This is a genomic window from Klebsiella sp. HMSC25G12 (assembly GCF_001807705.1).
Lineage (GTDB): Bacteria > Pseudomonadota > Gammaproteobacteria > Enterobacterales > Enterobacteriaceae > Klebsiella > Klebsiella variicola.
Window position 1 is genome coordinate 43,586 of the sequence record NZ_KV789924.1, and the last position, 22,990, is coordinate 66,575.

Consider the following 22,990-nt stretch of genomic DNA (forward strand, 5'->3'; position numbering starts at 1 on the left):
GGCTATTTAGAATCGCGCACCATGAAAACTGAGACCCCAACCGTAAAAATGGTTGCCATTGCTGCTGATGAAGCGGGGCAACGTATCGACAACTTTTTGCGTACCCAATTGAAAGGTGTACCGAAGAGCATGATTTATCGCATCCTGCGTAAAGGCGAGGTGCGGGTAAACAAAAAGCGCGTGAAGCCGGAGTATAAGCTGGAAGCGGGTGATGAAGTCCGTATCCCGCCGGTGCGCGTGGCGGAGCGTGAAGAAGAGGCGGTATCGCCGCATCTGCAGAAAGTGGCCGCGCTCTCTGAGGTGATCCTCTATGAAGACGATCATATTCTGGTACTCAACAAACCTTCCGGTACTGCGGTACACGGCGGCAGCGGACTGAGCTTTGGCGTGATTGAAGGGCTGCGCGCCCTGCGCCCGGAGGCACGTTTCCTTGAGCTGGTGCATCGTCTCGACCGCGATACCTCCGGCGTGCTGCTGGTGGCGAAAAAGCGCTCGGCGCTGCGTTCGCTGCACGAGCAGCTGCGCGATAAAGGCATGCAGAAAGACTACCTGGCGCTGGTGCGCGGCCAGTGGCAGTCGCATACCAAAGTGGTCCAGGCCCCGCTGTTGAAGAATATTCTGCAGAGTGGGGAGCGTATCGTTCGCGTGAGTCAGGAAGGCAAGCCGTCGGAGACGCGCTTTAAAGTGGAAGAGCGTTACGAATTCGCCACGCTGGTGCGCTGCAGCCCGGTCACCGGCCGCACGCATCAGATCCGCGTTCATACCCAGTATGCCGGGCATCCTATCGCTTTTGACGATCGCTATGGCGACCGCGAGTTCGACAAGCAGCTGTCCGGTACCGGCTTAAACCGCCTGTTCCTGCACGCGGCGGCGCTGAAGTTTACCCACCCGGGGAGCGGGGAGGTGATGCGCGTTGAGGCGCCGCTGGATAACCAGCTGAAGCACTGTTTACAGGTGCTACGTAAGAGCAAATAAGCGCAACGGCGGAATCAGTTCCGCCGTTTTTTTTGCTTTAACCTAACAGCGGATTGTTATTCTCGCGGCGCAGCATCTGACAGAGCGCGATTAAGGGTAAACCGACCAGAGTGTTCGGGTCGCGGCCTTCCAGTCGTTCAAATAGCGTAATCCCTAACCCCTCGCTCTTGAAACTCCCGGCGCATTGCAGCGGGTTCTCTTTGCGGACGTAGCCTTCAATCTCTTTATCGCTGAGATGGCGAAAGTGAACGTCAAAGGGCTCGCATTCGGTTTGCAGATGGCCGGTGGCGGAGTTGTATAGCGCCAGACCGGTATAAAAGGTGACGATGGTCCCGCTGGCCTTTCGCAACTGCCGGCGGGCATTTTCTTCGGTGTGCGGTTTGCCGGTGATTTCACCGTCTAATACGCAAACCTGATCGGAGCCTATAATAAGGTGGTGCGGATAGCGGGAGGCCAGGCTTTGCGCTTTGGCTTGCGCCAGTCGGGCGACAAGCTGACGCGCGGATTCTTCCGGCAGCGGCGTTTCGTCAACGTCAGGCGCGGCACATTCAAACGGTAACCCCAGTTTTTCCAGCAGCATGCGCCGCCAGGGAGAGGTTGACGCGAGGATAAGTTCAGACATATTTTTTCATCCACATATAGCGCTTCGCAGAGCATCATCTTAAACTATGCGCCGCAATGTGTGCGAATAAATGGCAAAAGGCAACCTGAGGCTGCCTTTTTCTTTGACTCTATGACATTACAAAGTTAATATGCGCGCCCTATGCAAAAGGTAAAATTACCCCTGACTCTTGATCCGGTCCGCACGGCTCAAAAACGCCTTGATTACGAAGGCATCTATGCCCGCGATCAGGTTGAACGTGTAGCCGATTCTGTAGTCAGCGTGGACAGCGATGTGGAATGCAGCATGTCGTTCGCTATCGATAACCAGCGTCTCGCCGTCATTACTGGCGATGCAAAGGTAACGGTAACCCTCGAATGCCAGCGTTGCGGGAAACCGTTCCCTCATCACGTCCACACCACGTATTGTTTTAGCCCCGTCAGAAATGACGAACAGGCCGAAGCACTACCGGAAGCGTATGAGCCGATTGAGGTTAACGAATTCGGTGAAATCGACCTGCAGGCAATGGTCGAGGATGAAATTATCCTCTCCCTGCCCGTAGTTCCGGTGCATGATTCTGAACACTGTGAAGTGTCCGACGCGGACATGGTCTTTGGCGAACTGCCTGAAGAGGCACAAAAACCAAACCCATTTGCCGTATTAGCCAGCTTAAAGCGTAAGTAATTGAGGAGTAAGGTCCATGGCCGTACAACAGAATAAACCAACCCGTTCCAAACGTGGCATGCGTCGTTCCCATGACGCGCTGACCGCAGTCACCAGCCTGTCTGTAGACAAAACTTCTGGTGAGAAACACCTGCGTCACCACATCACTGCCGACGGTTTCTACCGCGGTCGCAAGGTTATCGCTAAGTAATCACGCGATACTCGCAGGATTTCCCGTTGCAGGCCATGGCGGGCGTGTGCGTCCCTGGACATTCGGTTAACCCGATCACCAGGGGCATCAATGCCCGAATTGTTGCGTCTGCAGCGTGAACATTCGCGAGTGCCAGCGTGATGAAGCTTAGTGAGGACTCCCCGGGCAACTGGGGAATCACCGAACCGGGCAGCGACGATACCTTGACACGTCTAACCCTGGCGTTAGATGTCATGGGGGGCGATTTTGGCCCATCCGTGACGGTGCCTGCAGCACTGCAGGCACTGAACTCTAATTCGCAACTCACACTTCTTTTAGTCGGCGACCCCGACGCCATCACGCCATTACTTGCCAAAGCTGACTTCGAACAACGTTCGCGTCTGCAGATTATTCCTGCGCAGTCAGTTATTGCCAGTGATGCGCGACCCGCACAGGCTATCCGCAGCAGTCGCGGAAGCTCAATGCGCGTGGCGCTGGAGCTTGTGAAAGAAGGGCGGGCGGAAGCCTGCGTCAGCGCCGGCAACACCGGCGCGCTGATGGGACTGGCGAAACTGTTGCTCAAACCGATCGAAGGTATTGAGCGGCCGGCGCTGGTGACGGTTCTGCCGCACCAGCAGAAGGGCAAAACCGTGGTGCTGGATCTTGGCGCCAACGTCGATTGCGACAGCACGATGTTGGTGCAGTTCGCCGTCATGGGCGCGGTGCTGGCAGAGGAAGTGGTTGGCATGACCAACCCGCGCGTCGCCTTGCTGAATATCGGCGAAGAAGAGATGAAAGGCCTCAGCAGCATTCGCGATGCTGCCGCAGTGCTGAAAACGCTGCCTTCCCTCAACTACATCGGCTATCTTGAAGCCAATGAACTGTTGACCGGAAAAACCGATGTGCTGGTTTGTGATGGATTCACGGGCAACGTCACATTAAAAACCATGGAAGGTGTTGTCAGAATGTTCCTTTCGCTGCTGAAATCTCAGGGAGAGGGCAAAAAACGGTCGTGGTGGCTGCTGTTATTAAAACGTTGGTTACAAAAAAGCCTGGCGAGGCGATTCAGTCACCTCAACCCCGACCAGTATAATGGCGCCTGTCTGTTAGGATTGCGCGGTTCCGTGATCAAGAGTCATGGTGCTGCCAATCAACGCGCCTTTAGCGTCGCGATAGAGCAGGCAGTGCAGGCGGTGCAGCGGCAAATTCCTCAACGGATCGCCGCGCGCCTGGAATCTTTATACCCAGCTGGTTTCGCGCTGCCGGAAAGCGACAGTGACGTGAACTCCCGACAGCAAAGCGGGACGAATGGCCACGATTGACGCCGCGGCAGGTTGAAAGAGGCGGGTATATTACCCAAGAGTGACTGAGCGTACATGTATACGAAGATTATTGGTACCGGCAGCTATCTGCCCGAGCAAGTGCGTACAAACGCCGACCTGGAAAAAATGGTAGAGACCTCTGACGAGTGGATTGTCACCCGCACAGGTATCCGTGAGCGTCGTATTGCCGCAGCGCATGAAACAGTTGCTACGATGGGCTTTGAAGCCGCAAAGCAGGCGCTGGCGATGGCGGGCGTGTCCGCGGAGCAGATTGGTCTGATTATCGTTGCGACCACCTCCGGCACGCACGCGTTTCCGAGTTCGGCATGCCAGATCCAGTCTATGCTGGGCGTTAAGGGTTGCCCGGCGTTTGATGTCGCGGCCGCCTGCGCCGGTTTCACCTATGCGCTGAGCGTCGCCGATCAGTACGTGAAGAACGGCGCGGTGGATTATGCGCTGGTGATTGGCGCCGATGTGCTGGCGCGTACTTGCGATCCCACCGATCGCGGCACGATCATTATTTTCGGTGACGGCGCGGGCGCGGTAGTGCTTGGCGCGTCTGAAGAGCCAGGCATTATCTCGACGCATCTGCATGCTGACGGCAGCTATGGCGAACTGCTGACCCTGCCGAACGCCGATCGCGTCGATCCGGAAAACCCGATCTATCTGACGATGGCCGGCAATGAAGTCTTCAAAGTGGCGGTCACCGAGCTGGCGCACATCGTTGATGAGACGCTGGCAGCGAATAATCTTGAACGTTCAGCGCTGGACTGGCTGGTGCCGCACCAGGCAAACCTGCGTATTATCAGCGCGACGGCGAAGAAACTGGGCATGTCGATGGATAACGTCGTTGTGACCCTCGACCGCCATGGCAACACCTCCGCGGCGTCAGTCCCTTGCGCGCTGGATGAAGCCGTTCGCGATGGCCGTATCCAACGCGGTCAGTTGATTCTGCTGGAAGCCTTTGGTGGCGGTTTCACCTGGGGTTCCGCGCTGGTTCGTTTTTAGTATAAGGATTTAAACATGACGCAATTTGCTTTTGTGTTCCCGGGACAAGGTTCCCAGGCCGTAGGCATGCTGGCCGATATGGCAGCCACCTGGCCGGTGATTGAAGAGACCTTCGGTGAAGCGTCCGCAGCGTTGGGTTACGATCTGTGGGCGCTGGCTCAACAGGGCCCGGCAGAAGAACTGAATAAAACCTGGCAGACTCAGCCGGCGCTGCTGACCGCCTCCGTGGCGCTATACCGCGTCTGGCAGCAGCAGGGCGGCAAAGCGCCGACCCTGCTGGCGGGCCACAGCCTCGGCGAATACTCCGCGCTGGTTTGCGCAGGGGTTATCGGTTTCGCTGATGCCGTTCGTCTGGTTGAACTGCGCGGGAAATTCATGCAGGAAGCCGTACCGGAAGGTACCGGCGCCATGTCCGCGATTATCGGCCTGGATGACGCTTCTATCGCCAAAGCCTGTGAAGAATCGGCCGAAGGGCAGGTTGTCTCTCCGGTGAACTACAATTCCCCGGGCCAGGTGGTTATCGCTGGGCATAAAGAGGCCGTTGAACGCGCTGGCGCCGCTTGTAAAGCCGCCGGCGCCAAACGCGCGCTGCCGCTGCCGGTGAGCGTGCCGTCCCACTGCGCGCTGATGAAGCCAGCTGCAGAAAAACTGGCGCTGGAGTTGCAGAAAATTACCTTCAACGCGCCGACGATTCCGGTAGTGAATAACGTCGACGTGAAATGCGAAACCACGCCGGACGCCATTCGCGACGCGCTGGTACGCCAGCTGTACAGCCCGGTCCAGTGGACCAAAACCGTTGAGTTTATGGCGGCGCAGGGCGTAACGCATCTGTATGAAGTTGGCCCGGGTAAAGTCCTCACCGGCCTGACCAAACGTATTGTTGACACCCTGACCGCTTCCGCGCTTAACGAGCCGGCGGCGATGTCTGCGGCGCTTGAGCAATAAAAGAGGAAAACCATGAGTTTTGAAGGAAAAATCGCGCTGGTTACCGGTGCAAGCCGCGGTATTGGCCGTGCAATCGCTGAAACGCTCGTCGCTCGTGGCGCGAAAGTTATCGGTACTGCGACCAGCGAAAGCGGCGCGCAGGCCATCAGCGACTATTTAGGCGCCAACGGTAAAGGTCTGATGTTGAATGTGACCGACCCGGCATCTATTGAATCTGTTCTGGAAAATGTGCGCGCAGAGTTTGGCGAAGTGGATATCCTGGTGAATAATGCCGGGATCACTCGCGACAATCTGTTGATGCGCATGAAAGATGACGAGTGGAACGATATTATCGAAACCAACCTGTCATCGGTTTTCCGTCTGTCAAAAGCGGTAATGCGCGCTATGATGAAAAAGCGTCATGGACGTATTATCACTATCGGTTCTGTGGTTGGTACCATGGGAAATGCGGGTCAGGCCAACTACGCTGCGGCGAAAGCGGGTCTGATCGGCTTCAGTAAATCACTGGCGCGTGAAGTTGCGTCCCGCGGTATTACTGTAAACGTTGTTGCTCCGGGCTTTATTGAAACGGACATGACGCGTGCGCTGACCGATGAGCAGCGTGCGGGTACGCTGGCGGCAGTTCCTGCGGGGCGCCTTGGCACCCCAAATGAAATCGCCAGCGCGGTTGCATTTTTAGCCTCTGACGAAGCAAGTTACATCACTGGTGAAACGCTGCACGTCAACGGCGGAATGTACATGGTCTGACCGAGATTTGTGCAAAACGTTCAGGAACCGCGCACTTCGCACGGTTCCCTGTGCGGTTTTGTGCGAAAAGATTTGCGTTCTTAGGGCAAACGGCCTCAAAATAGCGCAAAATCGTGGTAAGACCTGCCGGGATTTAGTTGCAAATTTTTCAACATTTTATACACTACGAAAACCATCGCGAAAGCGAGTTTTGATAGGAAATTTAAGAGTATGAGCACTATCGAAGAACGCGTTAAGAAAATTATCGGCGAGCAGCTGGGCGTTAAGCAGGAAGAAGTTACCAACAATGCTTCCTTCGTTGAAGACCTGGGCGCTGATTCTCTTGACACCGTTGAGCTGGTAATGGCTCTGGAAGAAGAGTTTGATACTGAGATTCCGGACGAAGAAGCTGAGAAAATCACCACCGTTCAGGCTGCCATTGATTACATCAACGGCCACCAGGCGTAAGTGAACATCTCCAGGCGGTCATTCGACCGCCTGAGTTTTATCTTTTTATTGTCCCACAAGAATCTATTTTCCCTCCCTGGAGGACAAACGTGTCTAAGCGTCGTGTAGTTGTGACCGGACTGGGCATGTTGTCTCCTGTCGGCAATACCGTAGAGTCTACCTGGAAAGCTCTCCTTGCCGGTCAGAGTGGCATCAGCCTGATCGACCATTTCGATACTAGCGCCTATGCAACGAAATTTGCTGGCTTAGTAAAGGATTTTAACTGTGATGACATTATCTCGCGCAAAGAACAGCGCAAGATGGATGCCTTCATTCAATATGGAATTGTCGCTGGCGTTCAGGCCATGCAGGATTCTGGCCTTGAAGTGACGGAAGAGAATGCAACCCGTATTGGCGCCGCTATCGGCTCCGGTATTGGCGGTCTCGGCTTGATCGAAGAAAACCACAGTTCGCTGGTTAACGGCGGACCGCGTAAGATCAGCCCATTCTTCGTTCCTTCCACAATTGTTAACATGGTGGCCGGGCATCTGACCATCATGTTTGGTCTGCGTGGGCCAAGTATCTCTATCGCGACCGCGTGTACTTCAGGCGTGCACAACATCGGCCAGGCCGCGCGCATCATCGCCTATGGCGATGCCGATGCGATGGTGGCAGGCGGTGCGGAAAAAGCCAGTACCCCGCTTGGCGTGGGCGGCTTCGGCGCGGCGCGTGCGCTCTCCACGCGCAATGACAACCCGCAGGCGGCGAGCCGTCCGTGGGATAAAGATCGCGACGGCTTCGTGCTGGGCGACGGCGCGGGTATGGTGGTGCTGGAAGAGTACGAGCATGCTAAAAAACGCGGTGCCAAAATCTACGCCGAGATCGTTGGCTTCGGCATGAGCAGCGATGCTTACCACATGACGTCACCGCCGGAAGATGGTGCGGGCGCCGCGCTGGCGATGGTGAATGCCATTCGCGATGCGGGCATCGAACCGGGCCAGATTGGCTACGTCAACGCCCACGGCACCTCGACGCCGGCTGGCGATAAAGCAGAAGCGCAGGCCGTTAAGTCAGTCTTCGGTGATGCGGCGAACCGCGTCATGGTGAGCTCCACCAAATCCATGACCGGGCACCTGCTGGGCGCGGCAGGGGCCGTAGAGTCGATCTACTCTATCCTGGCGCTGCGCGACCAGGCGGTTCCGCCGACGATCAACCTCGACAACCCGGATGAGGGCTGCGACCTCGATTTCGTGCCACACGAAGCGCGTCAGGTTTCCGGTATGGAGTACACCCTGTGCAACTCCTTCGGTTTTGGCGGCACTAACGGTTCGCTGATCTTCAAAAAAGTGTGACAGGGCTTGCCCCGGTACTGCTTTAACAAAAGGCCCGTTCGTCGGGCCTTTTTTATTCGGCTTTCTCCGCTTGTCCTCTGCTCCGTGTCCTGAGACACTCACCGACCAGTGAAAAGGAGTCCTTTATGTTCTTGATAAATGGCGTTGAACAGGACACGCTGGCGGCGAACGATCGCGCCGCCCAGTTTGGCGACGGCTGTTTTACCACCGCCCGCATCCAGCAGGGGCAGGTTGCGCTACTGGACGCCCATCTGCAGCGTTTGCAGACAACCTGTGAAAAATTACAAATACCATTTCACGACTGGCTGACGCTGAGCGAAGAGATGCAGCGTCTGGCGCGGCCGCACGCGCAGGGCGTGTTGAAGGTGATCCTCACCCGCGGCGTTGGGGGAAGGGGATACAGTACGGCGGGCTGCGTGTCGCCCACCCGCATTCTCAGTGTCTCTCCATTCCCGGCGCATTATGCGCGCTGGCGGGAGGAGGGCATTACCCTGACCCAGAGCCCGGTGCCCCTGGGGCGCAACCCGTGGCTTGCCGGACTGAAGCATCTTAATTGCCTTGAGCAGGTGCTGATCCGCTCTCATCTTGAGCAGACGGACGCCGATGAGGCGCTGGTCCTTGACAGTGACGGGTGGCTTACGGAATGCTGTGCCGCGAATTTATTCTGGCGTCAGGGACGGGATGTATTTACTCCGCGGCTCGATTACGCCGGGGTCAACGGCATTATGCGGCAGCGCTGTATCGCACAGCTGGCACCATCGGCGTTTCGCGTTGTCGAAGTGACAGCGCGTCCTGAGGTATTGCGTGAAGCCGATGAAGTGCTGATCTGCAATGCGCTGATGCCGCTGGTGCCGGTTCGTCGCTGGGAGGAGACCGTCTGGTCCTCGCGCGAGCTTTACCATTTTTTAGCCCCTTTGTGTGAGCTGTCTGGTTAGTATGAAGAAAATGTTACGTTTTATTCTGCTGTTGGTGGTGGTGCTGGGCATCGCCGCGGCGGCAGGCATGTGGAAAGTACGCCAGCTGGCGGACAGCAAGCTGCTGATTAAAGAAGAGACCATCTTCACCCTGGAGCCCGGTACCGGCCGTCTGGCGCTGGGCCAGGATCTTTATCGCGAGAAGGTGATCAACCGCCCGCGCGTTTTCCAGTGGCTGCTGCGGGTGGAACCTGAGCTGTCTCACTTCAAAGCCGGGACCTATCGCTTCACGCCGCAGATGACGGTGCGCGAGATGCTGCAGCTGCTGGCCAGCGGTAAAGAGGCGCAGTTTCCGCTGCGCTTTGTCGAAGGTATGCGCGTTAGCGACTACCTGCGCCAGCTGCGCGATGCCCCGTACGTGAAGCACACTCTCGATGATGATAGCTATGCGACGGTGGCTAAGGCGTTAGGTCTTGAGCATGCCGACTGGGTGGAGGGCTGGTTCTGGCCGGATACCTGGATGTACACCGCCAATACCAGCGATATCGCCATCCTCAAGCGCGCGCATCAGAAAATGGTCGCCGAAGTGGCGAAGATCTGGGAAGGACGGATGGACAATCTGCCCTATGCCGATCAGAACCAGCTGTTGACCATGGCCTCGATTATTGAGAAAGAGACCGCGGTGGCGGAAGAGCGCGACCGCGTCGCGTCGGTATTTATCAATCGCCTGCGCATCGGTATGCGCTTACAGACCGATCCGACCGTGATTTACGGGATGGGCGAGGGGTATACTGGTAAGTTAACGCGTAAGGATCTCGAGACGCCGACCGCATACAATACCTATACCATCAGCGGCCTGCCGCCTGGTCCTATCGCAGTGCCGGGCGAGGCGTCGCTGAAGGCGGCCGCCCATCCGGCGAAAACGTCATACCTCTATTTTGTCGCCGACGGGAAAGGGGGCCATACGTTTACCACAAACCTGGTCAGTCATAACCGTGCGGTGCAGGACTATCTGAAAGTACTTAAGGAAAAAAATGCGCAGTAACTATATCGTCATCGAGGGGCTGGAGGGCGCCGGGAAGACCACCGCACGTCAGCTGGTGGTGGAGACGCTGCAGTCGGCAGGTATTCACGATATGGTGTTTACCCGCGAGCCGGGGGGCACTGTCCTTGCCGAAAAACTGCGTAGCCTGGTGCTGGATATCCAGTCCACGGGTGATGAGGTCATTAATGATAAAGCGGAAGTGCTGATGTTTTACGCGGCGCGCGTCCAGCTGGTGGAGACCGTGATTAAGCCCGCGCTGGCCCGCGGCCAGTGGGTGATCGGCGATCGTCACGATCTGTCGACTCAGGCTTATCAGGGCGGCGGCCGGGGAATCGACCGTACGATGCTGGCGACGCTGCGCGACGCGGTACTCGGCGATTTCCGCCCCAATCTGACGCTGTACCTCGACGTCACGCCGGAAGTGGGGCTGCAGCGCGCCCGGGCCCGCGGCGAACTGGATCGCATTGAGCAGGAGTCCATGAACTTCTTCAATCGCACCCGCGCGCGCTACCTTGAGCTGGCCGCTGCAGACCCGTCGATCCGCACGGTTGACGCGACCCAGCCGCTCGACGCCGTCGCTCGCGACATTCGCGCCACGATCGCCCAGTGGATGGCGGAGCAACCGGCATGAAATGGTATCCGTGGCTGCGCCCGTCGTTCGAGCAACTGGTCGGAAGCTATCAGGCCGGACGAGGCCACCACGCCTTGCTGTTACAGTCTCTGAGCGGGATGGGCGGTGAGGCGTTGATTTACGCGCTGTGCCGCTTCCTGATGTGCCGCCAGCCCGAAGGACATAAAAGCTGCGGCCACTGCCATAGTTGCCAGCTGATGCAGGCCGGCACACATCCCGATTACTATCCGCTGATCCCCGAAAAGGGCAAGAGTGCGCTGGGCATTGATGCGGTGCGCGATGTCAATGAAAAGCTCTATGAGCGCGCGCGCCTCGGTGGGGCGAAAGTGGTGTGGATTAGCGATGCCGCTTTGCTGACCGATGCCGCCGCCAACGCGTTGCTGAAAACGCTGGAGGAGCCGCCGGAGAATACCTGGTTCTTCCTCGCCTGCCAGGAGCCGGCGCGTCTGCTGACGACTCTGCGCAGCCGTTGTCGCCTGCACCACCTGGCGCCGCCGTCGGAGTCTTATGCCCTGGCCTGGCTGGAGCGAGAGGTGAACCTGCCGCAGGAGTCACTGTTGACCGCGTTGCGTCTGTGCGCCAGCGCGCCGGCCGCGGCGCTCGAACTATTACAGGAACCGCAGTGGACGGCGCGGCAGCAGCTGTGTCAGGCCCTGGCGGCCACTCTGGCGAGCGGTGACTGGCTGGCGTTGCTGCCGATACTCAATCATGAACAGGCGGCGGTTCGCCTGCACTGGCTGGCATCGCTGCTGGTCGATGCGCAAAAACGACAGCAGGGGATTGCCCTGGTGAGTAACCCGGACGTCTGGCCGCTGCTGGAGCAGCTGGCGCACAGCCTGCCCGCCGCCCGGCTGCAGGCGATCGCCCATGACGTCTGTACCTGCCGTGAGCAATTGCTGAACGTCGTCGGCGTCAACCGCGAACTGCTGCTCACCGAGCGCCTGCTGCGCTGGGAACATTACCTGCAACCCGGGACGGTTTTACCCGTATCCCACCTCTGAGTGAGACATTATGTTTTTAGTCGACTCCCACTGCCATCTTGATGGTCTGGATTATCAAACTCTGCACAAAAACGTCGACGACGTGCTGGCAAAAGCGGCCGCGCGCGATGTGAAATTCTGCCTGGCGGTCGCCACGACCTTGCCCGGCTACCGCAGTATGCGTGAGCTGGTGGGGACGCGTGACAACGTCGTCTTCTCCTGCGGCGTGCATCCGTTAAACCAGGACGAAGCCTACGAGGTGGAGACCCTGCGCACGCTGGCGGCGGAAGAGGGCGTTGTGGCGATGGGGGAGACCGGTCTGGATTATTTTTATACCCCGGAAACCAAAGCCCAGCAGCAAACCTCGTTTCGCGACCACATACGCATTGGCCGCGAGCTGAATAAGCCGGTGATCGTCCACACCCGCGACGCGCGCGCCGATACCCTGGCCATTTTACGCGAAGAAAAGGTGACGGATTGCGGTGGCGTACTACACTGTTTCACTGAGGACAGGGAGACAGCGGGTAAATTGCTCGACATGGGGTTCTATATCTCGTTTTCCGGTATCGTCACTTTTCGTAACGCCGAGCAGCTGCGCGATGCGGCGCGCTATGTTCCGCTGGATCGCCTGCTGGTGGAGACCGATTCGCCGTACCTGGCGCCAGTCCCCCATCGCGGCAAAGAGAACCAGCCGGCGCTGGTCCGTGACGTTGCGGAATACATGGCGGTACTGAAAGGCGTGTCGCTGGAGCAACTGGCCCAGCAGACCACCGATAATTTTGCCACTCTGTTCCATATTGACCCCGCCCGCTTACAACCTGCTTGATCTGCTTATTATTTTAAGGCTCGTAATTAATAACCAAAGCGAGTAAAGTTCACCGCCACAAAAGTGGCGGTGAAGGTTTTTTGGCAACATCTGGATACAACTTATGTAAGCTGATGTAAATTTTTACCGGAAGGCTGATTGAAACGTGATAGCCGTCAAACAATCATCCCGTTAATTATTTTACTCTGTGTAATAAATAAAGGGCGCTTAGATGTCCTGTCCACGGCACGGTTCTCCCCCCGGGCCAATGCGTGAAAACGTAAAAAAGTACCAAATACTCAGGAGCACTCTCAATTATGTTTAAGAATGCATTTGCTAACCTGCAGAAGGTCGGTAAATCGCTGATGCTGCCGGTATCCGTACTGCCTATCGCAGGTATCCTGCTGGGCGTCGGTTCCGCAAACTTCAGCTGGCTGCCAGCCGTGGTCTCCCACGTTATGGCAGAAGCAGGCGGTTCAGTTTTCGCCAACATGCCGCTGATCTTCGCTATCGGTGTGGCCCTCGGCTTCACCAATAACGACGGTGTATCCGCACTGGCTGCAGTCGTGGCTTACGGCATCATGGTGAAAACCATGGCGGTGGTTGCGCCGCTGGTGCTGCATTTACCTGCTGAAGAGATTGCGGCAAAACACCTGGCTGATACCGGCGTGCTTGGCGGTATTATCTCCGGTGCTATCGCCGCGTACATGTTCAACCGCTTCTATCGCATCAAGCTGCCAGAATACCTGGGCTTCTTTGCAGGCAAGCGCTTTGTACCGATTATCTCTGGTCTGGCCGCTATCTTCACCGGCGTGATCCTCTCCTTCATTTGGCCGCCGATCGGTTCCGCGATCCAGACCTTCTCCCAGTGGGCTGCTTATCAGAACCCGGTGGTAGCGTTTGGTATCTACGGTTTCATCGAGCGTTGCCTGGTGCCGTTTGGTCTGCACCACATCTGGAACGTTCCTTTCCAGATGCAGATCGGCGAATACACCAACGCGGCTGGTCAGGTGTTCCACGGCGATATCCCGCGCTACATGGCAGGCGACCCGACCGCGGGCAAACTGTCTGGCGGCTTCCTGTTCAAAATGTACGGTCTGCCGGCAGCGGCAATCGCGATTTGGCACTCTGCTAAACCGGAAAACCGCGCCAAAGTGGGCGGTATCATGATCTCCGCCGCGCTGACCTCGTTCCTGACCGGTATCACCGAGCCGATCGAGTTCTCCTTCATGTTCGTGGCGCCGATCCTGTACGTTATCCATGCCATTCTGGCGGGTCTGGCGTTCCCGATCTGTATCCTGCTGGGTATGCGTGACGGTACCTCGTTCTCTCACGGCCTGATCGACTTTATCGTCCTGTCCGGTAACAGCAGCAAGCTGTGGCTGTTCCCGATTGTCGGTATCTGCTATGCGATCGTGTACTACGTCATTTTCCGCGTGCTGATTAAAGCCCTGGATCTGAAAACACCGGGTCGTGAAGATACCACCGAAGAGAGCAAAGCTGGCGCAACCAGCGAGATGGCTCCGGCTCTGATCGCCGCTTTCGGCGGTAAAGAGAACATCACCAACCTCGACGCATGTATTACTCGTCTGCGTGTTAGCGTGGCGGATGTAGCGAAAGTTGACCAGGCTGGCCTGAAAAAACTGGGCGCCGCTGGCGTGGTAGTGGCAGGTTCTGGCGTACAGGCCATCTTCGGCACCAAGTCCGATAACCTGAAAACTGAAATGGATGAGTACATCCGTAACAGTTAAGACGTAGTATCGGGGAGACTAAGGCAGCCTATTGGCTGCCTTTTTTACGTTACGAGGTGAGGTTTTCTGAGGCGATAACCCTGAAGAGTATCCGGCAAATGCTTAATCCCTCAGCAGCTAAGTCTATAGTTGAATAAGAAAAACTGCTTTCAGGTTGAAAGAGAGGGAGGATGTCGCTCATACTCTTATCTGAACCTGTGCGTCCGCGTTTATCTGCAGAAGCAGGCCAGCGTATGGGATAAAACTAATAAGGAATCAGTCATGGCAGAAGAAACGATTTTCAGCAAAATCATTCGCCGGGAGATCCCGTCGGATATTGTCTATCAGGATGAGCTTGTGACCGCTTTTCGCGACATCTCCCCGCAGGCACCCACCCACATTCTGATTGTCCCGAATGTTCTGATTCCTACCGTGAATGACGTCACCACCGAACATGAGCTGGCGCTGGGCCGGATGATGACCGTCGCGGCGAAGATCGCCCGCGATGAAGGTCTTGCCGACGATGGCTACCGTTTGATCGTTAATTGCAACCGCCACGGCGGCCAGGAAGTTTACCATATCCACATGCATCTGCTGGGCGGTCGTCCGCTGGGCCCGATGCTGGCGCATAAAGGCTAACGCCATGCTCAGGACCCTTTTGGGCGCTTGCCTGGCGGCGGGACTGCTGGCCGGGTGTAGTTCACATCCGGAGATCCCGGTTTCTGACCAGCAGGCGCTGGTGATGGAGTCGAGCGTGCTGGCGGCCGGGATCAGCGCCAGCGAGCCTGCCGTGGTGGCGACGGAGATTCAGGCTACCGCCTCCTCAACGCTGTATAACGAGCGCCAGCAGCCGGTCACCGTGCACTATCGTTTTTTCTGGTATGACGCCCGAGGGCTGGAGATGCATCCGCTGGACGCGCCGCGCACCATCGTGGTTCCGGCACGCTCTTCGGTGACATTGTATGGTAGCGCCAATATCCTGGGGGCGCATAAGGCCCGCCTTTATCTTTATCTGTAAGGGGTAATTATAATGATGAAAATGTGTCGCTATGCGTTAATCACAGCACTGGCGATATTCCTCGCAGGCTGTGCGGGGTTACGTGAGCAGCCTGCGCCGGTCGAAGAAGCCAAACCGCAGCCGCAGCAGCCTGCGCAGCCGCAGCCCACGGTGCCGACGGTACCGGCGGTTCCTGCCGTACCGTCGCAGCCGGGGCCCATTGAGCATCAGGATCAGCAGTCTGGCCAGCCGGCGCCGCGCGTGCGTCATTATGACTGGAACGGCGCGGTCCAGCCGCTGGTGGGGCAGATGCTGCAGGCCAGCGGCGTCAATGCGGGCAGTATTCTGCTGGTTGACAGCGTGAACAACCGCACCAATGGTACGCTGAATGCGGGAGAAGCCACTACCGCGCTGCGTAATGCGCTGGCCGGCAACGGTAAGTTTACGCTGGTCTCGGCGCAGCAGCTGGGGGTCGCCAAACAGCAGCTGGGCCTGTCGCCGCAGGACAGCCTCGGCAGCCGCAGTAAAGCCATGGGGATCGCCCGCAACGTGGGCGCGCAGTATGTGCTTTACTCCAATGCCACCGGCAACGTCAACGCGCCTGAACTGAAGATGCAGTTGATGCTGGTGCAAACCGGCGAGATTATCTGGTCAGGTAAAGGTGCTGTTCAGCAACAATAAGCTGACGCGCGATGAGCTCTTGTCGCGCTTCTTCCCCCGCTATCATCCTGTCGCCTCGCTGAGCCAGAATGGCCTCAGCGGCGGCAGTGTGATTATCAGCGACGGCGACCAGCGGCACGTGCTACGTCAGCCGCACGACCCATCAGCCGCTTCCTGTTATTTCCGCCGTCAGTATCGCGCGCTCCGCCGACTGCCTGCCAGGCTGGCGCCAGCCCCGCTATTTTACTCACCCTGCTGGATGGTGGTGGAATATTGCGCAGGGGAGGTGAAAAGCGAGTTACCGGCCTGCCCTATGCTGTCAGACTTATTGTATGACGTGCATCAGCAACCGCGATTCGGCTGGCGTGTTACCCTCGCACCGCTGCTGGCCCAGTACTGGCAGACGTGCGATCCGGCACGGCGCACGCCGCGCTGGCTGCGCTGGCATCAGCGGCTGCGCCGCCGGGGCGAGCCCCGTCCTCTGCGGCTGGCGCCGCTGCATATGGACGTCCATGCCGGCAATATTATCCACAGCGAGTCCGGCCTGAGGCTGATCGACTGGGAATATGCCGGCGATGGCGATATCGCGCTGGAGCTGGCCGCGGTGTGGATTTCCCCTCACCAGTGCCGCCAGCTGGTGGCGGCGTATGCCCGGCGGGCGGCCATCGACGCGCAGCAGCTTTGGCGGCAGGTTGTACTTTGGCGCCCGTGGGTATTGCTGCTGATGGCGGGATGGTATGAAATGCGCTGGCAGCAGAGCGGCGATCGGCAATTTATCACGCTGGCAGATGAAATATGGTGTCAGTTAGACAACGAACGTAAAGGATAAGAGAGGTCAGTGTGGGCCCAGTCATGTTGGATGTCGAAGGGTATGAACTGGATGCGGAAGAGCGAGAGATTCTGGCGCATCCGCTGGTGGGAGGGTTGATCCTCTTTACCCGTAATTATCACGATCCGGCGCAGCTGCGGGAGCTGGTGCGCCAGATCCGCGATGCCTCCCGGAACCATCTGGTGGTGGCGGTCGATCAGGAAGGGGGACGCGTTCAGCGTTTCCGCGAAGGCTTTACCCGTTTACCGGCGGCCCAGTCTTTCGCCGCGCTGCTGGGGATGGAAGAGGGGGGCAAACTGGCCGCCGAAGCCGGCTGGCTGATGGCCAGCGAAATGATCGCCATGGATATTGATATCAGCTTTGCGCCGGTGCTGGACGTCGGCCATATCAGTGCCGCGATCGGCGAACGTTCTTATCATGAAGATCCGCAGAAAGCGCTGACGATGGCGCGTCACTTTATTGACGGCATGCACGCCGCGGGTATGAAAACCACCGGTAAACACTTCCCGGGGCACGGGGCGGTGACTGCCGATTCGCACAAAGAGACCCCGTTCGATCCGCGTCCGGCATCGGTGATTCGCGACCACGATATGGCGGTATTCAAAAGCCTCATCGCCGAACAGCGTCTGGATGCCATCATGCCCGCGCATGTGATTTACCCGGAGCTCGACCCGCGTCCGGCCAGCGGCTCAGCGTACTGGTTAAAAACGGTGCTGCGCGGCGAGCTGGGCTTCGACGGGGTGATTTTCTCCGACGATCTGTCGATGGAAGGGGCGGCGATCATGGGCAGCTATGCCGAACGCGGTCAGGCGTCGCTTGACGCCGGTTGCGATATGATACTGGTCTGCAATAATCGTAAAGGCGCGGTCAGTGTGCTGGATAACCTGTCGCCGATCAAAGCAGAGCGTGTTACGAAATTGTATCATAAAGGTTCCTTTTCCCGTCAGGAGTTAAGGGATTCAGCCCGTTGGAAAACGGTGAGTGCCCAGCTGGAGCAGCTTCATGCGCGCTGGCAAGAGGCGAAGTCCGCGTAACGCTCTGCGGGGCGTTGTTGTCTGGTGAGGATGCGATGATTATCTATTTACACGGTTTTGACTCGAACAGCCCCGGTAACCATGAGAAGGTGATGCAGCTGCAGTTTATCGACCCGGACGTGCGGTTGATTAGCTACAGCACGCGACACCCCAAGCACGACATGCAGCATCTGCTGAAAGAGGTCGATAAAATGCTGCAGCTTACCGCTGATGACCGGCCGCTGATCTGTGGCGTCGGCCTTGGCGGCTACTGGGCGGAGCGGATTGGTTTTCTGTGCGATATCCGCCAGGCGGTGTTCAATCCAAACCTGTTTCCGCATGAAAACATGGAAGGCAAAATCGACCGCCCGGAAGAGTATGCTGACATCGCCACCAAGTGTGTGACCAACTTCCGTGAGAAGAATCGCGATCGCTGCCTGGTGGTGCTTTCCCGGCAGGACGAAGCGCTGGACAGCCAGCGTTCCGCCGATCTCCTGCACCACTATTATGAAATTATCTGGGATGAAGAGCAGACCCATAAATTTAAAAACATCTCGCCGCACCTGCAGCGGCTGAAAGCGTTTAAAACCCTCGGTTAAGCCTTTTCCCCTGTCGCCAAACCCGCGCCGTGTTCACCGCGCGGGTTTTTTTATGCCTACACTTATTGGTTTCGCTGAAAAAATACGCGACAAAACTTGATGCATATCAATTTTGGTATGACCAATGCACCGTTCATGGTATTCTCGACGGTGCTGAATGGTTTCATTGACGTAACTTGTTGTTAAATAAAGGCTATTATCATAACTTTTATTTAACAATTGGTTAATAATTTTAGGGGTACACATGACTACGCCATTGAAAAAAATCGTAATTGTGGGTGGCGGCGCTGGCGGACTGGAACTGGCAACTCAGCTGGGGAAAAAGTTAGGGCGCCATAAAAAAGCGAAAATCACCCTGGTGGACCGTAACCACAGCCATCTGTGGAAGCCGCTGCTGCATGAAGTGGCCACCGGTTCTCTGGATGAAGGTGTCGATGCGCTGAGCTATCTGGCCCATGCCCGCAACCACGGTTTCCAGTTCCAGCTGGGTTCGGTGGTGGATATCAACCGCGAAGGGAAGACCATCACCCTCGGCGAGCTGCGTAATGAAAAAGGCGAGCTGCTGGTGGCTGAGCGTAAACTGCCGTACGACACGCTGGTGATGGCGTTGGGCAGTACCTCGAATGACTTCAACACCCCTGGCGTGAAAGAGAACTGCATTTTCCTCGACAACCCGCATCAGGCGCGTCGTTTCCATCAGGAAATGCTCAACCTGTTCCTCAAATACTCCGCCAACCTGGGTGCCAACGGTAAAGTGAACATCGCTATTGTCGGCGGCGGCGCCACCGGCGTGGAACTCTCCGCTGAACTGCATAATGCGGTGAAACAGCTGCACAGCTACGGCTACAAAGGGCTGACTAACGAAGCGCTGAACGTCACGCTGGTCGAGGCGGGCGAGCGTATTCTGCCCGCACTGCCGCCGCGCATTTCCGGGGCGGCGCATAATGAGCTGACCAAGCTGGGCGTACGGGTGCTGACGCAGACCATGGTCACCAGCGCGGATGCAGGCGGTCTGCACACCAAAGATGGCGAATATATTGAAGCGGATCTGATGGTCTGGGCGGCCGGGATCAAAGCGCCAGATTTCATGAAAGAGATCGGCGGCCTCGAAACCAACCGTATCAATCAGCTGGTGGTCGAGCCGACGCTGCAGACCACCCGCGATGCGGATATTTTCGCCATCGGCGACTGCGCCTCCTGTGCGCGTCCGGAAGGCGGCTTTGTCCCTCCGCGGGCCCAGGCGGCGCACCAGATGGCTACCTGCGCGCTGAACAACATCCTGGCGCAGATGAAAGGCAAACCGCTGAAGGCGTATACCTATAAAGACCATGGCTCGCTGGTGTCACTGTCCAATTACTCCACCGTCGGCAGCCTGATGGGTAACCTGATGCGCGGCTCGATGATGGTGGAAGGGCGTATTGCGCGCTTCGTGTACATCTCCCTGTACCGTATGCACCAGATCGCCCTGCACGGCTATTTCAAAACCGGCCTGATGATGCTGGTCGGGCGCATCAACCGCATCATTCGCCCGCGTCTTAAGCTGCACTAATACGCTGTCTTTACCCGGAGCCGCCCTGACGGCGCTCCGGGCTCTTCTGCTGAAACCGCGGCGATCCCGCTCGGAATCCTCTGAATCCCCTTGATTTGCTGCGAATTCTCGCACTTTTCATCCGCTATCTGATTTGCGCCCTCCCGGCTCCGGTTGCAAAATTGTATCAACAGCAACAAAGGAGGATCTCCCGTGAATAAATCTATGTTGGCGGGTATAGGGATAGGCGTGGCTGCCGCGCTGGGCGTTGCAGCTGTCGCTGGTCTCAACGTGTTAGATCGCGGCCCGCAGTATGCGCAAGTGGTCTCCAGTACACCGATTAAAGAAACCGTGAAAACGCCGCGTCAGGAATGCCGCAATGTCACGGTGACCCATCGTCGTCCGGTCCAGGATGAAAACCGTATCGCCGGTTCGGTACTCGGCGCGGTGGCCGGTGGGGTGATTGGCCACCAGTTTGGCGGCGGTCGCGGACGTAGTGTAGCGACGGTGGTAGGTGCGCTGGGCGGCGGCTATGCCGGCAACCAGCTCCAGGGGGCGATGCAGGACAACGATACCTACACTACCACCCAGCAGCGTTGTAAAACGGTGTATGACAAATCCGATAAAATGCTGGGCTACGATGTGACCTATAAAATAGGCGATCAGCAGGGGAAAATCCGTATGGATCACAATCCTGGCAGCCAGATCCCGCTGGACAACAACGGCCAGCTGGTCCTGAACAACAAAATCTAAAAACAGATTTATGTATTGATTAGCCCCTCAATCGCTCAGGCTGAGGGGCTTTTTTTATCAGAAGGTTAACGCGTAATTCAGACCGAAGGTACGGCCACGGCCTTTGTATTCGTACAGCGATGAACTGCCGTAGGTCGGGCTGTAGAGCAGCGGCGCCCGCTGGCCCCAAATGGTGACATAGTCTTCGTTAAGCAGGTTTTCGATACTGAAGGTCAGTTTCCCCACCGGCAGCGCGTAACTGCCAATAAAATCAACGGTGTTATAGCCTTCCAGCTTGTTACCGGCGGCGTCGCTGAGGTCAAACACCTGCTGGCTCTGCACGCGCAGGCTCCACGGATCCGGCGCCCAACCCACCCAGGCGGTGGCTTTGGACGGTGAGGCGAGGGTGACATCCCATTTTTGCCAGTGGCCGTCGGTCTGCACCTGTGATTTCAGCACGTTGAAGTTACCGCCGACGCTCCAGTCGCTGTCCGGAATAAAGTAATCGACCGCTCCCTCAACGCCGTAAATACGCCGTTTGTCGGACTGCACGTCGATGGTCATGTCGGTGCGGTTGACGACGATGGTCTTATCCGAAGTCGAGTAATATGCCGCCAGCTGGGTGCGCAGGTTATCGCCGGTGTAGCGCCAGCCCAGCTCATACGAGTTAACTTTGATCCCCTGCAGCGGCGAGTCATCGACGTTGACGCTGGAGATCAGCGGCAGATGGCCATTGACCGCCGCGCCGTATTTACCGATGCCGTAGTATTTACCGGGGTCCGGCAGCTCGACGCCCTGCGAGAAGTTAAACCAGGTCTGCTGACGCTCGGCCAGATGCGCCACGATCCCGGCGTTAAACAGGAAGTTATCGTAATCGGTTTTGCCGCCTTTGATGGCGTCGGCGGAGCGCGCTTTGCCGTTGGCGATATCCTGTTGCTGGGCGTAGCCGACAAAGTCGTCAACCCGGTTTTCTGTCCACTGGTAGCGTACCCCGCCGCTGACGGTAAAGATCTCGTTCAGATCGTAGCTGGACTGCAGGAACGGCGCGACGTTGGAGATGCTGTATCCCGGATAGCGGCCGGTGGTGTAGATCGATTCGTTGTGCAGCCCGCCGGACGCCAGCGATTGCTGCAGATCGAAGAACATCTGGTTGGCATTGAAGGTCTCATGATCGGCGTCGAGACCCCAGGTGAGATCCCATCCCGCCAGCGGCTGGCTGTTAAGGGTCAGCTTTGCCCCATACTGATCGGTATCCTGCTGCGACGAGGAGAAGCTACTGACCTGGCCTTTCGTAAGCGTCGGGAACGGATAGAAGGTGAGGGACTCATCGCGATAGTACACCTGGCTCACCAGATTCTGGCCGAAGAAGTCGGCATCGGAGTACTGGAGGCTGATCAGGTGGCGCTCCGTGCCGGGGATACGGTCGGAATTGAGCCCGTCGGTGGTGTACGCTTTGCCGCCGCTGGTGACCGCGGACATGTTCTTACCGAGCCACAGGCCGTAGTCATCATCGCCCTGGCTTTTATAATACTGGGTGACAAGCTGCAACTGGCGATTGTCATCGATCTCAATCGTCCCCGTCCCCATCACGTCGAGGCGGTCAGAGTGCTGGAGCCCCGTTTGGGTGTTATCGAGGATCAGCGCATCGTTATTGCCATCGTACCAGCCGCCGAAACGCTGATAGGCTACCGATAAGCGCCCGGATGCATGGTCTGTCCCGCCGCTGACGGCCGCCGCGATGCGCTCATCGTGATCGTTACTGTTCGCAAACCCGCTCTTGCTGCCCACCTCGAGATCGACCTGGCGATCCTGCTGCCCTTTCTTGGTGACGATGTTGATAAGCCCGCCGGTACTGCCTCCGCCGTACAGCGAGGTCGCCCCGGAGATCACTTCGATATGTTCGATGTTAAAGGGGTCGATGGCGTCGAGCTGGCGACTGTCGGTGCGTGAGGAATTGAGCCGGACGCCGTCGATCAGCACGACGATGGCGCGCCCGCGCATGTTCATCCCGTAATTGGTGCGCCCCTGGCTGCTGACATCGATGCCCGGGATCAGCTGCGCCAGCACGTCTTTGAACTCTTTCCCGCCCTGGACCTGCTGCTCAATCTCCTGGCCCTCAATGACCCAGGTGGTTTGGGCCATTTCGGCCACGGTGCGATGGGTGCGGTTTGCACTAACGATGATGCTGTCTTCATCAGACTGAGCCGCCAGCGCAGGCAGCGAGCTGACCAGCAGCAGGGGGTGGAGCACCCAGAGGCGCTTTTTCATATCCATTCCTTTTATGAGCAAGTTGCTTTG

At 57.5% G+C, this 22,990-nt stretch carries 25 protein-coding genes; 23 read left to right on the forward strand and 2 right to left on the reverse strand.

Features of this window, described 5'->3' with window-relative positions:
- Positions 1 to 21 precede the first annotated feature (21 nt).
- Positions 22 to 975, forward strand: coding sequence for a 23S rRNA pseudouridine(955/2504/2580) synthase RluC (gene rluC / locus HMPREF3096_RS25375; protein ID WP_012542245.1), 954 nt, complete (start codon positions 22 to 24; stop codon positions 973 to 975).
- A gap of 37 nt (positions 976 to 1,012) precedes the next feature.
- Here rluC and HMPREF3096_RS25380 read toward each other — a convergent pair whose 3' ends face one another.
- Entirely contained in the window at positions 1,013 to 1,597 is a 585-nt protein-coding gene (locus HMPREF3096_RS25380) for a Maf family protein (RefSeq protein ID WP_008805982.1), read from the reverse strand.
- A gap of 141 nt (positions 1,598 to 1,738) precedes the next feature.
- On the opposite strand from HMPREF3096_RS25380, the gene yceD reads away from it, so the two are divergent.
- The 22 genes from yceD (at position 1,739) to HMPREF3096_RS25490 (ending at position 20,713) form a co-directional block, all read left to right on the forward strand.
- Positions 1,739 to 2,260, forward strand: coding sequence for a 23S rRNA accumulation protein YceD (yceD, locus tag HMPREF3096_RS25385; RefSeq protein ID WP_008805983.1), 522 nt, complete (start codon positions 1,739 to 1,741; stop codon positions 2,258 to 2,260).
- A 16-nt stretch (positions 2,261 to 2,276) separates the two neighbouring features.
- On the forward strand, positions 2,277 to 2,450 hold the full coding sequence (gene rpmF, locus HMPREF3096_RS25390; RefSeq protein WP_000290724.1) for a 50S ribosomal protein L32: 174 nt from the start codon (positions 2,277 to 2,279) through the stop codon (positions 2,448 to 2,450).
- Between the two features lie 203 nt (positions 2,451 to 2,653).
- Complete coding sequence (plsX, locus tag HMPREF3096_RS25395; RefSeq protein ID WP_012542244.1) at positions 2,654 to 3,751, forward strand: phosphate acyltransferase PlsX; 1,098 nt, start codon at positions 2,654 to 2,656, stop codon at positions 3,749 to 3,751.
- Positions 3,752 to 3,805: 54 nt separating this feature from the next.
- Positions 3,806 to 4,759, forward strand: coding sequence for a beta-ketoacyl-ACP synthase III (locus tag HMPREF3096_RS25400; RefSeq protein ID WP_008805985.1), 954 nt, complete (start codon positions 3,806 to 3,808; stop codon positions 4,757 to 4,759).
- Positions 4,760 to 4,774: 15 nt separating this feature from the next.
- Complete coding sequence (gene fabD / locus HMPREF3096_RS25405) at positions 4,775 to 5,704, forward strand: ACP S-malonyltransferase (RefSeq protein WP_012542242.1); 930 nt, start codon at positions 4,775 to 4,777, stop codon at positions 5,702 to 5,704.
- Between the two features lie 12 nt (positions 5,705 to 5,716).
- Positions 5,717 to 6,451, forward strand: a complete 735-nt coding sequence (gene fabG / locus HMPREF3096_RS25410) for a 3-oxoacyl-ACP reductase FabG (RefSeq protein WP_002899294.1) — start codon at positions 5,717 to 5,719, stop codon at positions 6,449 to 6,451.
- Between the two features lie 210 nt (positions 6,452 to 6,661).
- Positions 6,662 to 6,898 (forward strand): acyl carrier protein, encoded by a 237-nt coding sequence (gene acpP / locus HMPREF3096_RS25415; protein ID WP_000103754.1) that lies wholly within the window; start codon positions 6,662 to 6,664, stop codon positions 6,896 to 6,898.
- Between the two features lie 89 nt (positions 6,899 to 6,987).
- Positions 6,988 to 8,229, forward strand: a complete 1,242-nt coding sequence (gene fabF / locus HMPREF3096_RS25420) for a beta-ketoacyl-ACP synthase II (RefSeq protein WP_022065359.1) — start codon at positions 6,988 to 6,990, stop codon at positions 8,227 to 8,229.
- 125 nt (positions 8,230 to 8,354) lie between these two features.
- Positions 8,355 to 9,164 carry an aminodeoxychorismate lyase gene (pabC, locus tag HMPREF3096_RS25425; RefSeq protein WP_032729951.1) on the forward strand — a complete coding sequence of 270 codons (810 nt, stop codon included), beginning with the start codon at positions 8,355 to 8,357 and terminating at the stop codon, positions 9,162 to 9,164.
- Between the two features lies 1 nt (position 9,165).
- Positions 9,166 to 10,188, forward strand: coding sequence for a cell division protein YceG (gene yceG, locus HMPREF3096_RS25430; protein WP_008805989.1), 1,023 nt, complete (start codon positions 9,166 to 9,168; stop codon positions 10,186 to 10,188).
- Entirely contained in the window at positions 10,178 to 10,819 is a 642-nt protein-coding gene (gene tmk / locus HMPREF3096_RS25435) for a dTMP kinase (RefSeq protein ID WP_008805990.1), read from the forward strand. The genes yceG and tmk overlap by 11 nt, the downstream gene beginning before the upstream one ends.
- Positions 10,816 to 11,820, forward strand: a complete 1,005-nt coding sequence (gene holB / locus HMPREF3096_RS25440; protein WP_008805991.1) for a DNA polymerase III subunit delta' — start codon at positions 10,816 to 10,818, stop codon at positions 11,818 to 11,820. Before tmk ends, holB begins: the two co-directional genes overlap by 4 nt.
- A 10-nt stretch (positions 11,821 to 11,830) precedes the next feature.
- Complete coding sequence (locus HMPREF3096_RS25445; RefSeq protein ID WP_008805992.1) at positions 11,831 to 12,625, forward strand: metal-dependent hydrolase; 795 nt, start codon at positions 11,831 to 11,833, stop codon at positions 12,623 to 12,625.
- A gap of 296 nt (positions 12,626 to 12,921) precedes the next feature.
- Positions 12,922 to 14,355 (forward strand): PTS glucose transporter subunit IIBC, encoded by a 1,434-nt coding sequence (gene ptsG, locus HMPREF3096_RS25450; RefSeq protein WP_008805993.1) that lies wholly within the window; start codon positions 12,922 to 12,924, stop codon positions 14,353 to 14,355.
- A gap of 261 nt (positions 14,356 to 14,616) precedes the next feature.
- Positions 14,617 to 14,973, forward strand: a complete 357-nt coding sequence (gene hinT / locus HMPREF3096_RS25455) for a purine nucleoside phosphoramidase (RefSeq protein ID WP_004204571.1) — start codon at positions 14,617 to 14,619, stop codon at positions 14,971 to 14,973.
- Positions 14,974 to 14,977: 4 nt separating this feature from the next.
- A complete protein-coding gene (locus HMPREF3096_RS25460) occupies positions 14,978 to 15,352 on the forward strand; it encodes a YcfL family putative periplasmic lipoprotein (RefSeq protein ID WP_002900683.1) in 375 nt (124 codons plus the stop codon).
- Between the two features lie 21 nt (positions 15,353 to 15,373).
- Complete coding sequence (gene lpoB, locus HMPREF3096_RS25465) at positions 15,374 to 16,012, forward strand: penicillin-binding protein activator LpoB (RefSeq protein WP_162493324.1); 639 nt, start codon at positions 15,374 to 15,376, stop codon at positions 16,010 to 16,012.
- Positions 15,993 to 16,820: a thiamine kinase gene (thiK, locus tag HMPREF3096_RS25470; protein ID WP_032729953.1), complete on the forward strand. Its 828-nt coding sequence runs from the start codon at positions 15,993 to 15,995 to the stop codon at positions 16,818 to 16,820. Before lpoB ends, thiK begins: the two co-directional genes overlap by 20 nt.
- A gap of 23 nt (positions 16,821 to 16,843) precedes the next feature.
- Entirely contained in the window at positions 16,844 to 17,854 is a 1,011-nt protein-coding gene (nagZ, locus tag HMPREF3096_RS25475) for a beta-N-acetylhexosaminidase (RefSeq protein WP_162494430.1), read from the forward strand.
- Between the two features lie 35 nt (positions 17,855 to 17,889).
- Complete coding sequence (gene ycfP, locus HMPREF3096_RS25480) at positions 17,890 to 18,432, forward strand: alpha/beta hydrolase YcfP (RefSeq protein WP_002900775.1); 543 nt, start codon at positions 17,890 to 17,892, stop codon at positions 18,430 to 18,432.
- 244 nt (positions 18,433 to 18,676) lie between these two features.
- Complete coding sequence (locus HMPREF3096_RS25485; protein ID WP_008805997.1) at positions 18,677 to 19,981, forward strand: NAD(P)/FAD-dependent oxidoreductase; 1,305 nt, start codon at positions 18,677 to 18,679, stop codon at positions 19,979 to 19,981.
- A gap of 192 nt (positions 19,982 to 20,173) precedes the next feature.
- On the forward strand, positions 20,174 to 20,713 hold the full coding sequence (locus HMPREF3096_RS25490) for a glycine zipper 2TM domain-containing protein (protein WP_008805999.1): 540 nt from the start codon (positions 20,174 to 20,176) through the stop codon (positions 20,711 to 20,713).
- A 57-nt stretch (positions 20,714 to 20,770) separates the two neighbouring features.
- Here the strand turns inward: HMPREF3096_RS25490 and HMPREF3096_RS25495 are convergent, their stop codons facing one another.
- Positions 20,771 to 22,960 carry a TonB-dependent siderophore receptor gene (locus HMPREF3096_RS25495; protein ID WP_032729956.1) on the reverse strand — a complete coding sequence of 730 codons (2,190 nt, stop codon included), beginning with the start codon at positions 22,958 to 22,960 and terminating at the stop codon, positions 20,771 to 20,773.
- Between the last annotated feature and the right edge of the window lie 30 nt (positions 22,961 to 22,990).